10 protein-coding genes are annotated in these 13317 nt (G+C 68.0%); all 10 read right to left on the bottom strand.

The annotated features are described in order from the left end of the window. Positions 1 to 299: 299 nt before the first annotated feature. A complete protein-coding gene (locus ABE485_RS30125) occupies positions 300 to 1133 on the bottom strand; it encodes a symmetrical bis(5'-nucleosyl)-tetraphosphatase (RefSeq protein WP_346518923.1) in 834 nt (277 codons plus the stop codon). Continuing rightward, the gene (gene lptG / locus ABE485_RS30120) at positions 1130 to 2308 is read right to left on the bottom strand and encodes an LPS export ABC transporter permease LptG (RefSeq protein ID WP_346518922.1); all 1179 of its coding nucleotides are present in this window, start codon (positions 2306 to 2308) and stop codon (positions 1130 to 1132) included. Before lptG ends, ABE485_RS30125 begins: the two co-directional genes overlap by 4 nt. 93 nt (positions 2309 to 2401) lie before the next feature. Next, entirely contained in the window at positions 2402 to 3139 is a 738-nt protein-coding gene (mtgA, locus tag ABE485_RS30115; protein WP_346518921.1) for a monofunctional biosynthetic peptidoglycan transglycosylase, read from the bottom strand. Between the two features lie 5 nt (positions 3140 to 3144). After that, positions 3145 to 4008: a shikimate dehydrogenase gene (aroE, locus tag ABE485_RS30110; protein WP_346518920.1), complete on the bottom strand. Its 864-nt coding sequence runs from the start codon at positions 4006 to 4008 to the stop codon at positions 3145 to 3147. Continuing rightward, entirely contained in the window at positions 4005 to 4901 is an 897-nt protein-coding gene (locus ABE485_RS30105) for a TonB family protein (RefSeq protein WP_346518919.1), read from the bottom strand. The genes aroE and ABE485_RS30105 overlap by 4 nt, the downstream gene beginning before the upstream one ends. A gap of 85 nt (positions 4902 to 4986) precedes the next feature. Next, a complete protein-coding gene (locus ABE485_RS30100) occupies positions 4987 to 6075 on the bottom strand; it encodes an ABC transporter ATP-binding protein (RefSeq protein ID WP_346518918.1) in 1089 nt (362 codons plus the stop codon). Further along, complete coding sequence (locus ABE485_RS30095) at positions 6068 to 7846, bottom strand: ABC transporter permease (protein WP_346518917.1); 1779 nt, start codon at positions 7844 to 7846, stop codon at positions 6068 to 6070. The genes ABE485_RS30100 and ABE485_RS30095 overlap by 8 nt, the downstream gene beginning before the upstream one ends. Positions 7847 to 7984: 138 nt before the next feature. After that, the gene (locus tag ABE485_RS30090; RefSeq protein WP_346518916.1) at positions 7985 to 9082 is read right to left on the bottom strand and encodes an ABC transporter substrate-binding protein; all 1098 of its coding nucleotides are present in this window, start codon (positions 9080 to 9082) and stop codon (positions 7985 to 7987) included. A 132-nt stretch (positions 9083 to 9214) separates the two neighbouring features. Then, on the bottom strand, positions 9215 to 11701 hold the full coding sequence (locus ABE485_RS30085; RefSeq protein WP_346518915.1) for a sensor histidine kinase: 2487 nt from the start codon (positions 11699 to 11701) through the stop codon (positions 9215 to 9217). Beyond that, positions 11688 to 12359 carry a response regulator transcription factor gene (locus tag ABE485_RS30080; protein ID WP_346518914.1) on the bottom strand — a complete coding sequence of 224 codons (672 nt, stop codon included), beginning with the start codon at positions 12357 to 12359 and terminating at the stop codon, positions 11688 to 11690. The genes ABE485_RS30085 and ABE485_RS30080 overlap by 14 nt, the downstream gene beginning before the upstream one ends. Between the last annotated feature and the right edge of the window lie 958 nt (positions 12360 to 13317).

Raw genomic sequence — 13317 nt, 5'->3', positions numbered from 1 at the left:
GGCTGCGAGCAACCTCGATGCGCCCGAGGGAATCTGAAGGAACGGCCGCAGGCCGTGACGAAGATGACGAGGGGGTAGTCCGGTGCGACCGCTCCCGTCCGCAATCGTGGGCGCTCGGAGCCATGGCGACCGCGGCGCCGGGCGACCTACGAAGACCTGATCGCGCCGATGAAAACCTGACCGAACCTACGAAGACCTGATCGTGCCTACGAAGACCTGATCGTGCCTACGAAGACCTGATCGTGCCTACGAAGACCGATCATGTCGACAAAGCCCCACCCCCAGCCCCAAGCCCCCAATCACTCCGACAACGGATCCTGAAACTGCGAACACTTCACCTGCACCAGTTTCCGATCCTGCAACCGCAACGCCGTCAGCGACCCGCCCCACACGCATCCGGTATCCAGGCAGATGACGTCCGGCCGCTGCAGCAGCCCCAGCGTCGACCAGTGCCCGAACACCGTCGTTACATTGCGCGTGGCGCGGTTGGGTACGTCGAACCACGGGACCAGTCCCGGCGGCCAGGCGCCCGGCGTCACCTTGGTGGCGAATTCCATGTGGCCGTTCGGTGTGCACAGGCGGATGCGCGTCAGCGCGTTGATGATCACCCGCATCCGCTTGCCGCCCTTGTGGTCTTCCTTCCAGGTGGCCGGTTCGTTGCCGTACATCTTCTGCAGCGCCTTTTGCCAGTTCGCGCCGCGCAGTGCATCCTGGACTTCGCCGGCCAGGGACAGCGTCTTGGCGACGTCCCACTTGGCCAGCGTGCCCGCGTGGACCAGCAGGTGGTTCTGCTCGAAATGCGCCAGCGGCCGGAACCGCAGCCAGTTGAGCAGGTCGGCCGCGTCCGGCGCCCGGAGGATCGCCTCGAGCGTGTCCGATTTTGAAGGCTTGCGCACGCCCGCGGCCGTGGCCAGCAGATGCAGGTCATGGTTGCCCAGCACCACTGTCGCGCGGTCGCCCAGGTCGATGATGCGACGCAGGGTCTCGAGCGACTGCGGGCCGCGATTGACCAGATCCCCGGCGAACCAGAAGCGCGACGCGGGGTCGCCGACCAGGTCGGGGTGGGACAGCAAGCGATCCAGCGGCGAGCAGCAGCCCTGCACGTCGCCGATCATCCAGATACTGCCGTTCATGCGGGACTTTTGCTCCAGGGCCAGCGTTGTTGGACGACACGCGTAATGGTGTGGCGGTACTCCATGTAGCTCATGGCGGCCAGCGCCACCGCCATGGCGCCCAGGTTCGGGCCCAGGGCGGTCAGCCAGGGCGGCCACTTGCCCAGCATGCCCACGTTCAGGGCAAGCTGGTTCAACATGAAGAAGCCCACGCCCAGCAGGATGCCCACGAACACCTTGGCGCCGACGCCGCCGCGGCGGGTCTGCATCAGGCCGATGGGAGCGGCGATCGTGATCATCACCAGCAGGGTGAAGGGATAGGCCAGTTTGCGCCACAAGGCGACGACCTGTCGACCATATTGCAGCTGGTTGTCGCGCAGGTAGTCCACGTAGTCCAGCAGGGTGACGATGGACATGCGTTCCGGGGTCAGCACGCGCGCCAGCAGCCGTTCGGCGCTGAGCGTGGTGTCGATGGTGCGCTCGGGCAGCTTCACGACCACGGCGGGCGGGTTCTTGGGCGGGCGCGCATTGGCCAGCGCGGACGCGGCCTCGGCGTCCAGCCGCGTTTCCGCCACGTCCTTGAGCACCAGGTCGCCGTGGGCGAACAGGCCGGTCGGGGCGGTGGACAGCGCCGACAGCGTCAGGTCCTTCTTGAATTCGTACAGGGTGATGCCAGCCACCTGGCCGTCGCCCTTCAGTTCGGCGATGTTGATGATGCGCGTGCCGCCATTCGCGGTGGGTTCCTTGAACCAGTAGCCGCTCTTGAGGCGGTCGCCGCCGGCCTTGCCCCGGAACATCAGGTTGGCCTCGCCGGTTTTCATTTCGGCCCAGGGCGTGACGTATTCGGACAACAGGCCGGCGCCGATCATCAGCGGAATGGTCACCACCCACAGCATCCGCAGGAGGCGCATGCCGCTGACGCCGGACACCCGCAGGATGACGAGTTCGTTGCGCTGCGCCAGGCCCGCCAGCGCCAGGATTGCGCCGATCAGGAGCCCGATGGGCAGCAGGTCATAGAGACGGGTGGGGATCGCCAGCGCCTGCATGTACAGCAGGGCCATCATGGAGAACTTGTCGCCCACGTTGTCCAGGTCGTCCACCAGTGCGAAGAACGTGAAAAGGCCAAGCAGGGCCATCAGGACCACTGCGCAAGAGCGATAGACCTCGCGGGCCAGGTAGCGACGTGCGGTACGCATGTAGAAGAATGGGAATGGAGCGCGTAAACGTGAAAGCTTAACAAATCCCGGTGCCCGCAGTGGGCTATAGGGGCGGGACTATCCCGTTTTCCCTCATGGAATGTCGACCATCTGCATGCGGCGCGTCAGCACGCCGACCCGGGAGTTCAGGTAGTTGGACTTGCGGTGCGTGTCGTAGAAGCGCGGATTGGGCAGCATGGCCGCCAGCCGGGCCGACTGGCTGGCCCCGAGATTGGCGGCGGTGGTATTGAAATAATGCCTGGCGGCGGCCTGGGCGCCGAAGACGCCCACGCCCCATTCGGCTACGTTCAGATACAGCTCCAGGATCCGCTCTTTGCTCATGACATGTTCGATCATGTAGGCCAGCACCAGTTCCTGCCCCTTGCGCAGGTAGCTGCGGGAACCGGACAGGAACAGGTTCTTGGCCAGCTGCTGGGTAATGGTGGAGCCGCCGCGCATCTTGCTGCGTCCGGCTTCCTCCTGCTTCTGGTTGTATTCCCATGCCTTGCGGATGGCGTCCCACTCGACGCCGTCGTGCCCGGTGAAATTGGAGTCCTCCGAGGCGATGACCGCACGCTTGAGCGTGCGGTTGATCTGGTCGTAGGGCACCCATTCGTGCTTGAGCTCGAATGCGGGGTTGTCCTGGCGCAGGCGCGAGAGCTCTTCGCGCATCACCGCGCTGCTGCCGGGATCCCGGTAGTTGTACCAGACCACCTGGGCAAACAGCCAGAACTGGTACAGCAGGATCGCGCAGACCAGCGCCATCAGCAGCCCGGTGGTGATCCGGAACCAATTGCGGCCGGAGCCGCTGCGGCCGGTGCGCGTCGCCATGCCGCTCAGCGCCCTGCGGCGAGCGCCTCGCGCAGCGCCGCCAGCACCGGCGCGGGATCGGGCCGCACGCCATGCCAGATGAAAAAGCTCTCGGCGGCCTGGCCCACCAGCATGCCCAAACCGTCGGCCGTCAGCGCGGCGCCGTCGGCCTGGGCCTGTTTCATGAAGGCGGTAGGCTGCGCGCCGTACATCATGTCGTAGGCGGCGGCGCCGGGTGCGTACAGCCCCGAAGGCAGGTCGGGCGCGGCGTTCTGCAGGCCGCTGGCGGTCGCGTTGACGACCAGGTTCCAGCCGCCGGGCGCGGCGGCGTCCGCCAGCGGGCCTCCGGTAACTCGGGTTTGCGGCGATACGCCGCTTTCGCGCCAGGCGGCGGCCAGTTCTTCCGCGCGGGCGGCGGTGCGGTTGACGATGTGGATGCGGGCGCAGCCGGCTTCAGCCAGGGGTTGCAGCACGCCGCGGGCCGCGCCGCCGGCGCCGACCAGCAGCACGGACGCGCCGTCCAGCCTTACGCCCAGGCGCAGCAGGTCGGTGACCAGGCCCACGCCGTCGGTATTGCAGCCGTGCCAGGCGCCATCGCGCCAGGACAGGGTGTTGACCGCGCCCGCCAGCCGGGCGCGGCTGGACAGGCGGCCGGCCGCCAGCGCATAGGCGTCCAGCTTGAACGGCACCGTCACATTCAGGCCCAGGCCGCCGTCCGCCACGAAGGCGGCGACCGCATCGGCAAAGCCGTCCACCGGCGCCAGCAGGCGCTCATAGCGCAGCGGCTTGCCGGTCTGCTGCGAAAACATGGCGTGGATCTGGGGCGAACGGCTGTGTGCGATGGGATTGCCGATGACGGCGTAGCGGGCAGGAAGAGTCGCCTCGGTCATGGGGCTTGTGTTTCCAGGGTGTCGTTGACGAAATGCCAGGTGCGGGTGATGACCAGCACGTCCGTATCGCGGGCGATATCGGGCGGGAACGGGGGGAAGGGGGCCGCCAGCTGGACGATCCGGCGGGCGGCCTGGTTCAGGACGGCGTGCGGCGACGGCTGGTCGATCTCGACGTTGGCGATGCTGCCGTCGGCGCGCACCGAGACGGTGATGCGAAGGGTCCCGTAAATGCGTCCGCGCGCCTCGTCGGGGTAATGCTGGGTGCCGACCGTCTCGATGCGGGTGCGCCAGGCGTCCAGGTAGGCGGCGTAGCGGGAGGCTTCGGCGGAAGGCGCGACGAATTGCTTGCGGGGCTCGGCGCTGTACTGCTGGACCCGCGCCGCCAGGGCCGCCACCTGGGCGTTCTGGATGATGCTGGCCTGGTCCTGGGAATCCTGGCCCAGGTCTGCGCCGTCCGGCCAGGGATTGACGGCCTGGCGTTCGGCGCCGGCGGTTTGCGCCGACCGCAGCTGGGTCATCAGCCGGGTCTGTTCGGCTTCAAGCTGCACCTGGCGCCGGCGCATGGCCTCGAGCACGATGGTCTCGCCCGAGTCGCCGGTCTGGGGCAGCGGGGTGGTGGACAGGCCGCGCTCGGCGTTGCCGCCGCCGGTCATCTGGTTCTGCGCCTGGGCGCGCGGGGTTTCCGGCGGGGTTTCGCTGCGGGCATTGAGCAGCACGACTTCCAGGCTGGTCACGGGGGGGCGCGTCAGCGCTGGCGCGCCGAAACGCCACGCCAGCGCGCCGGCGTGAACCAACAACGATATTGCGATGCCGATACGCAGGTAATGCTGGGCGGGGGCGCCCAGCCACCAGAGAAAACGGCTCAGCGTGGAGGGGGAGTCAGCGCGTTGCACGAACGCATTGTAAGGCGAGTCCGGGCCCGCGGCGCGGTCCGTCCAAAGGCTGTAACAGCCCTCGGACGGATGGACGAGGGGGCGTTCAGGCGGATGCCCGGGGGAAGATCCACACCTTGCTCGCGGGCAGCGCCAGGCGGCAGGGACCGGGCTCGCGACCTTCCGGGCCGTAGGCGCGCAAGGCGAGCGTGCGGGCGGGATCCGCGTCCGGCGTGCGGAACAGGTATTCCCAGCGGTCGCCCAGGTACATGCTGGTCAGCAGGGGCATGTCGACGTGGTTGCCGTCCGGGTCGTCGGCCAGCCGCACCTGTTCGACGCGAATGACCGCGGTGGCGTCCTGGCCCTGGCTGACGCCCGCGCCGGCCTTGCCCCACAGCGCCCAGCCGCGGCCTTCGATCCGGGCCTGGCCGTCGCGCAGTTCGGTCACCTTGCCGTCCAGCCGGTTGTTGCTGCCCATGAATTCGGCCGTGAACAGCGTGGACGGCGCCCCGTACATTTCCTGCGGCGTGCCCTGCTGTTCGATCTTGCCGTTGTTCAGCAGCAGGATGCGGTCGGAGATGGCCATGGCTTCGCTCTGGTCGTGCGTCACCATCAGCGCGGACAACCCCAGGCGGATGATCAGTTCGCGCAGGAAGGCGCGGGCTTCTTCCCGAAGCTTGGCGTCCAGGTTGGACAGCGGCTCGTCCAGCAGGATGACCGGCGGGCTGTACACCAGCGCCCGGCCGATGGCCACGCGTTGCTGCTGTCCGCCGGACAGCGCGTGCGGGTGGCGTTGCCCCAGCTTGCCCAGGCCCAGCTGATCCAGCACGGCCTGCACGCGCTCGCGGACCTCGGCGCCCGGCACCTTGCGCAGCTTGAGGGGGTAGGCGACGTTCTCGAACACGGTCTTGTGCGGCCACAGGGCATAGGACTGGAACACCAGGCCCAGATTGCGCTCTTCCGCTGGCACTTCGGTCCGGGCGGCGCCGTCGTAGACGACGCTGTCGCCGATTGTGATGCGGCCGCGCTTGGGGCCTTCCAGGCCGGCCACGGCGCGCAGCAGGGTCGTCTTGCCGCTGCCCGAGGGGCCCAGCAGCGACACCACTTCGCCCTGGCGCAGCTGCATCGACACGCCCTTGAGCACCGGGTTGTCGCCATAGTCCAGATGCAGGTCTTCTACAGAAAGCTCAATCATGAAGTTTGACTCCGAATCGCAGGGCGATGCCCAGGCCGATCACGACCAGAACGATATTGATGAAGGAAAGCGCGGCCACGATGTCGATGGCGCCCGAAGCCCACAGCGACACCAGCATGGACCCGATGGTCTCCGTGCCCGGCGACAGCAGGTACACGCCGGTGGAGTATTCGCGCTCGAAGATCAGGAACATCAGCAGCCACGAGCCGATCAGGCCGTACTTGGCCAGCGGCACGGTGACGTGCCGGGTGACCTGGCCGCGGCGCGCGCCGGCGCTGCGGGCGGCTTCCTCCAGTTCGGGCCCGACCTGCAGCAGGGTCGATGAGATCAGGCGCAGGCCATAGGCCATCCACACCACGGTATAGGCGAGCCACACGCTGAAGATCGTGCTGCGCAGGGCGCGCAGCCATTCGACGAAGTTCTCGCGCAGCCATTCCGCGAAGGGCAGGGCCGACAGCCAGCCGTTTTCGTCCACGTCGAGCGCGTTGTCCAGCCACATCGGGATGAACAGGAACACCCACAGGAACGCCAGGCCGGCCAAGAGGCCCGGCACCGCGCGCGGCACCAGCACGCTGTAGTCCATGAAGCGCGTGACGTTGTCGGGCTTGCGGTGCATGGCCAGGCCCACGAACAGGTAGCACATCACCGCCAGCGCGCCGCCGAACACGCCGATCGCCACCGAGTTCACGATGGCGCGTATCAGGTTGGGTTGCGCGAACACGGTATGGAAGGCGTCCAGCGACAGCACGTCCAGCAGCGATACGCCCATGCCCCAGTTCGACACGAACGCGCGCAGCAGCACGCCCGTCAGCGGCACGACGATGGTGACGAACAACCAGAATGCCACCACCGCGCCGGCCACCCAGCGCCACTTGCCCAGCGGCAGCGGCCGGGCGCGCGACGCCTTGCCCTTGACGGTCACGAAGCGGTTGGCGGTGCGCATCAGGCGGCGCTGCAGCATCACCAGGGGGATGGTCATGCAGATCAGCACCACGGCGACCGCGGCCATCAGGTGATAGGACGGGATGCCCAGCTTGTTGGTGAGCTTGTACAGGTACGTGGCCAGCACCAGGTTGCCTTCGGGATCGCCCAGCACCAGCACCAGGCCGAACACTTCCAGGCCCAGGAAGAAGAGCAGCACGGTGGCGTACAGCATCGCCGGACGGACCATGGGCAAGCTGACGGACACCATCACGCGCAGCGGCGAGGCGCCGGCCACGCGCGCGGCCTCTTCGACGTCGGAGCCCATGCTGCGCAGCGCCGACGAGATATACAGGTAGGCGTGCGGCACGTGCGTCAGGCCGGCGATGATGACGATGCTGGTCAGCGAATAGACGTTCCAGGGCACGAAGCCCAGGATGTTCTGCACCCAGGTCGAGAAAAAGCCCACCGGCCCGGCCGCGACCACGTAGCCGAAGCCCAGCACCATGGGCGACACGAACACCGGCACCAGGATCAGCGGTTCGATCCAGCGCCGGCCTGGCAGGTCGGTGCGGATCATCAGGAACGCCAGCATCCCGCCCAGCGGAATGGCGATGGCGGCCAGCCCGAAGGCCAGGATGAAGCCGCTGCGTAGGGCCTTGTAGAAATCGGGGTCCGCGAAGATGAAGCGGAAAGCGTCCAGGCTCCAGGCCTTGGACGGGGCAAAGAAGGGCGCGGAGAGAAAGCTCTGGACGATGATGAACGACAGCGGCACGTAGATGGCCAGCGCCGTGATCAGCACCACCACGCCGCGTGGCAGGGACTGCCATTTTCTGCGCAATGACTGCATGGGAAATCCTGTGGTCTCGAATGGCGCGGTGGCCGCGCCGCCGGGGAGCGGTGCGCCCCGGGGGAGGTCAGGCGGGCGATGCCCCGCCTGCCGCGCTTGCGGCGGCTCCGGACGGCCTGCCTGTCCGGAGCCCGGGCATTACTTGCCCGCCGCCGCCCGCCATTGCTTGATGAATTCCAGACGCTTGTTCTGCTCCAGGTAGTCCAGCAGCGTTTCGTCGACCGGGATCGGCTTGAGCGATGCGCCCAGTTTCTTGGTCATGCCGTCCACGTCGTTGTCGCCCGCGATGTCGTCGCGCACGGAGGCCAGGTCGGCCTGGTTGGCCATGATCTCCTGGCCCTTCTGCGACAGCAGGTAGTCCATCCACAGCTTGGCGGCGTTGCGGTTCTTCGCCTTCTTGCTGATGAACGCCACGCGCGAGAGCACCAGCGCGTAGTCCGTCGGGTAGGCCACCCCCAGCGATGGATCGTTCTTGGCGCGCGTTTCGGCGTAGGAGCCCAGGATGTTGTAGCCGATCAGGTTTTCGCCCGACGACACGCGTTCCATCATGGTGCCGGTGGACGACTGCACGATCAGGCCGCCCGCGCCGATGCCCTTGAGGGTCTCGAAGTACTTGGGATCGTTGGCCTTGTCCTGCACCGCCAGCATGAAGCCGACCGCGGATTTCTCGATGTCGTAGGTGGTGACCTTGTTCTTGAACTTGTCGGGCTGGCTGGAGATCAGCTTGGCCAGCGCGCCGTGAGTGGTGGGCACTTCATTGGCGGGGATCAGGCGCTTGTTGTAGATGAACACGGCCGGCTCGTAGGTCGTGCCGTAGGCCGAATCCTTCCAGTTGGCCCAGCCCGGCAGCTTGCCCGCTTCGGGTGAGCGGTACTTCAGCGCGTAGTCGGTGGCCAGCTTCAGCGCCGAGTCCATCGACGAGCTCCAGACGATGTCGCCGCTGCTGCCGCCCGCCGCCTGTTCGCTGATGTAGCGGTTGTAGAGCTCGGTGCTGTTCATGTCGTTGTATTCGACCTTGACGCCCGGATACAGGGCTTCGAAGCCCTTGATGATGGGGCCGGCAGCCTTGGTGTCGGTGGTCGAATAGATGACGACCTTGCCTTCCTTCTTGGCGCCGTCCAGGATCTTCTGGTAATCGGCCGGATAGCCCGCCGGCACAGCCTGCGCGAAGGCGCTGCCGGTGGCGATGGCGAATGCGGCGGCGCAGGCGGCCGCCAGTTGGGACTTGGCAAGCATGGATGTTGTCTCCGATTGGTATTGGCATGGGCGGGATCTGGGTCCTGCCTGCGGCCATCTTAGGAGCGGGCGTCTGTCGTCGTCCTGTCATGGCGACAGACTCTGCCTAGGGGATATCCCGAGGGCAGCACCCTAGGGCCGCTGCGGCGTATCGGTGACCAGCCGGATCCAGTTCTGCACGAACCGCGAGTGCCGCCGCTGGTCCAGGCCCACCAGCAGCGCGGGGCTCAGCACCACGGGCTGCACGATGCCCTGGGAGCGGGCCAGCACGGCTTCGGAAGTCCAGCGGCCCGGGGTGTCTTCCATGATCGAGCCCAGCGCCGCGTGGCTGGACGCCACCTGCTGCCCGGCGGGGGACAGCAGCCAGTCCACCAGCGCGCGGGCAAGGTCCGGATTGGGGGCGGACCGCGCGATCAGCGCCGAACGCGCCAGCACCAGCACGTAGTCCTGCGGAAAGACCACGCCGATCGGCCGGCCCGCGGCCTGGCGCGACAGCGCGTACGAGCCGAGGATGTTGTAGCCGATGTCCAGTTCGTCGCGCTCGATGGCGTCCAGGATCTCGGCGCTGGTGGCGGCCAGGCGCACGCCGGCCTGGCCCATCGCGTTGGCCAGGCCCCAGAAGTTGGACGACACCAGCTCATCCTGTTCGGCCAGCAGGTAGCCCACGCTGCTGGCGGAAATGTCGTAGGTGCCGATCCGTCCGCGCAGGCGCGACGGGTCTTGCTCCAGCAGGCGCAGCAGGTCCTGGCGCGAACGCGGCACTTCGGCCTCAAGGAAGCGCTTGGGGTTGTAGACGAAGACGGCGGGCTCGAAGGTGAAGCCCCAGACCTCGTGGCGCCACACGGCCCAAGAAGGCAGCCTGGCCGCATAGGGAGAGGCGTAGCTCTGTGCGTAGCCGTCGTTGGCAAGCCGGATCTGCAGGTCCGAGGCCGAGCTCATCAGCACGTCGACATCCTTCAGCCGGCCCTCGACGGCCGCTTCGTAGAGTTCGCGGCTGCCCATTTCGCGGTAGACGACGCTGACGTCCGGCCGCTGCGACTGGAATCCCTGGATCAGCGGCGCGACCACCGGCGTGTCCGTCGGGCCGGCAATGGTCAGGACGCGGGAGGAGGGCTGCGGCGCGGGATAGCGGGTGACGATTTCCGGGATGTCGGCGGCCAGGACGTCGGCGGGCGGCCCGGCCCAGAGCAGGCAGGCCAGGCCCAGCGCGCCGACGGCCGCCGCCAGCGTGCGCCCGGGGCCGGAGCGCGCCAGCGGCAGGACCACGCGGGCCGTCAGGCCGCCGCCGGGCCGGTCCAGCAGCCACAGCGAGCCGCCATGGGCGGACGCCACCGACCGGACGATGGCCAGGCCCAGGCCGGATCCGGGCAGGGCCGCGCCCGCCCGGCCGCGCGCGAACCGTTGCTGCACGGCGTCCTTTTCGTCGTCGGCCACGCCGGGGCCGCGGTCCGACACGGTCAGCGCCACGCGGTAGCCGGCCACCGGCGTGGCCTGGATGTCGACGGGGCCGTCCGGCGCATAGCGCAGGGCGTTGTCGACCAGGTTGCGCAGCATTTCGCGCAGGGCGACCCGATCGCCCGCGATCCGCGCTCGCCGGACTTCGGGCGCGATCGCGATGCGCAGCCGCTGCGCCTCCACCGGGCCGATCCGGCGTCGCGTCTCGTTGATGGTTTCCGCCACGCCCACGAGCGCCCGGGCGCCCTTGCCCAGTCGATGGGTGATGGTGGCGTCCATCAGCAGCTGGTTGATCAGCTGGCTGGCGTGCGTGGCGTTCAGGTGGATGCGTTCGAGCCTTGCGTGCAGCCGCTGCGGATCGGTCTCGTCCAGCGCGACCTCGGCCTGCGCGCGCAGCGAGGCCAGCGGCGTTCGGACCTGGTGCGCCGCGTCGGCCACCAGCGTGTTGAGCGTGTCCATGGTGCCGGACAGGCGCTGCATGAATGCGTTCAGCGCCTCGATCAGCCGCCGCACTTCGCGGGGCACCGGCTTGACGAGCGGGGCCAGGTCGTCGGGGGCGCGGCGCCGCAGTTCCCGTTCGACGACGGCCAGCGGCGCGAATGCGCGCTGCACGCCGAACCACAGGAGGCCCAGCGCCACCAGGGACACCACCACCAGCGGCAGCACGCTGCGACCCAGGATCTCGCTGGCAAGCGCTTCGCGCGAGCCCAGCGTCTCGGCCACGCGCAAGGTGACCCAGCCCGCGTGCTGGCTGGCCGACACCAGCCGCCCGACCGTGGCCACGCGGATGGGTTCGTCGTGGTAGCGCAAGTAGGTGAAGACAGGCGTGGCCGACTGCGCCAGCGGCAGGCCCGGCGCCAGGTCGGCGTAGCCGGTGATGAGGCGGCCATTGGAGGTGCGCGCCTCGTAGAACACGCGTTCGCCGCTCGACAGCATGGCCAGGGACGATACCGGCGGCTCGACGGTGACGTTGTTGTCTTCGATCTGCACCGACCCGGCGATCGTCAGCGCGGAAGCCGCAAGCAGCCGGTCGAAGGCCTGTTCCGCGGCCCGCTGGGCGTAGCCGCGCAGGAAGAACACAAGCCCGATCAGGGCGCAGGCCAGCAGCACCGCGCCGAGCGTGAAGACACGCCGGCGGATCGAAAAGCTTTCAGGGATGTTCATGGCTGCGGGCCTGATAGCCGACGCCGCGTACGGTGACGATATCGATCGACGCGCCCGCCAGCTTCTTGCGCAGCCGCGATATCAGCAGTTCCAGCGCATTGAGCGTTCCGTCGTCCAGGTCGAAGAGCTGGTTCATCAGGCGCTCCTTGGCGACGGTCTGGCCCAGCTTGCCCACCAGGATCTCCAGCAGCCGGAATTCGCGCCGGCCCAGCTCCAGCGGCGCGCCGGACAGTTCGACATGGCGGTTGGCCAGGTCCAGGCTGAGGTTGCCATAGCGCGTGACGCTGCTGGTCTGACCCGCCGGGCGGCGCAGCAGCGCACGCAGCCGGGCCTCGAGTTCGCGCAGGTCGAAGGGCTTGACGAGGTAATCGTCCGCGCCCAGGTCCAGCATATCGATCTTGTCCTCGATCTCCGCGCGCGCGGTCATCACCAGCACGGGCGCTTCCAGTCCGGCGGCGCGCAGTTCGCGAATGAGGGTGAATCCGTCCTTGCCGGGCAGGTTGATATCCAGGACAAGCGCGTCCCAGGCCTCATCCAGCCCCCAACGCAGCGCCTGCACGCCGTCGCGCACCCATTGCACGCTATGGCCGGCCGAACGCAGCTTGCTCTCCACGGCATCGCCCAGATCGAGATTGTCCTCGACCAGCAGAATGCGCATGTTTGCTCCTCCGGTGTTGTGGTTTTTTGGAGGAGTGTATACGGGCGGGCCTGGGCGGGGGCGATGTGGGTTCCTGGTCCGTCCGGCGCGGCGGCGGGCTGCGATGCGTGGGGCTGCGATTGCGGTCCGGAGCCTTCGCTCCGGACTACCCCTGCGTCAACCTCGTTGTCGCCTACGGCGACTGCCTTCGGTTTCCCTCGGGCTTATCGACGCCCCACGCATCGCAGCCCGCCGCCGCGCCGGACTCGAGCGTCTGAAACTTCACCGCAGCCGGGCGGAGTAGTGTGCTTGGCATTCTGGCGCGCGCATTCTTTAAGTGGAAGCGTCTTGCAGGGCCCGTCCCCGGCCGGCCGCGCGGGCGGCCTTTGGGGACTTACGCGGTGTCTTGCGTCGGTGCGCTGACGCTTCGCGCGTGGCGGCGGTGCTGGCGTGCTTTGCTGCGTTTGCCTGGGTTCGGAAGACTTTGCGTTGCTCGCCCCTGGTCGGCCGCGCGGGCGGCCTCGGGGCTTTGGCGGTGTCTTGCGGTTGATGATGCCGCTGCGCGGACGCGTGCGATTTGGTGTGCGGTGCCCGCCTCAAAGCGGCCGCCCGGGCGGCCTTTTGAGGCTTACGCGATGTCGTGCGATCCGCGAAGCCGCTGCGCGCGGTCGCTGCATCTCAAGTGTCTGACACCCAAGTGAAGCGGGCTACAGCCTGCGACGTCGTTTGAAGGGTGTCAGACACCTTCCGCACGAAGCCATATCGCGCCGAGGCGAGCTGATCGCGGCTAATCGTCACTTGAACCCGAGTGCCGGATGGGCGGCGCGCGCGAATATCCTGAAGAAGTGAGCGACTGGCGGCCGCGCGCCGCCCATCACTACCTCTCCCCCGTGCGGGGCGCCATCAGCACTCCGCCCACCGCATGCGCGCAAGCGAGCATCCGTTCAACGCCCCGTCACCCTATGCCGAGTTGCGGCCG

This window comes from Achromobacter spanius (assembly GCF_039673305.1).
Taxonomy (GTDB): domain Bacteria; phylum Pseudomonadota; class Gammaproteobacteria; order Burkholderiales; family Burkholderiaceae_B; genus Achromobacter; species Achromobacter spanius_F.
The sequence above is the reverse complement of the archived record's forward strand: the minus strand, read 5'-3'. Positions and strand labels throughout refer to the sequence as shown.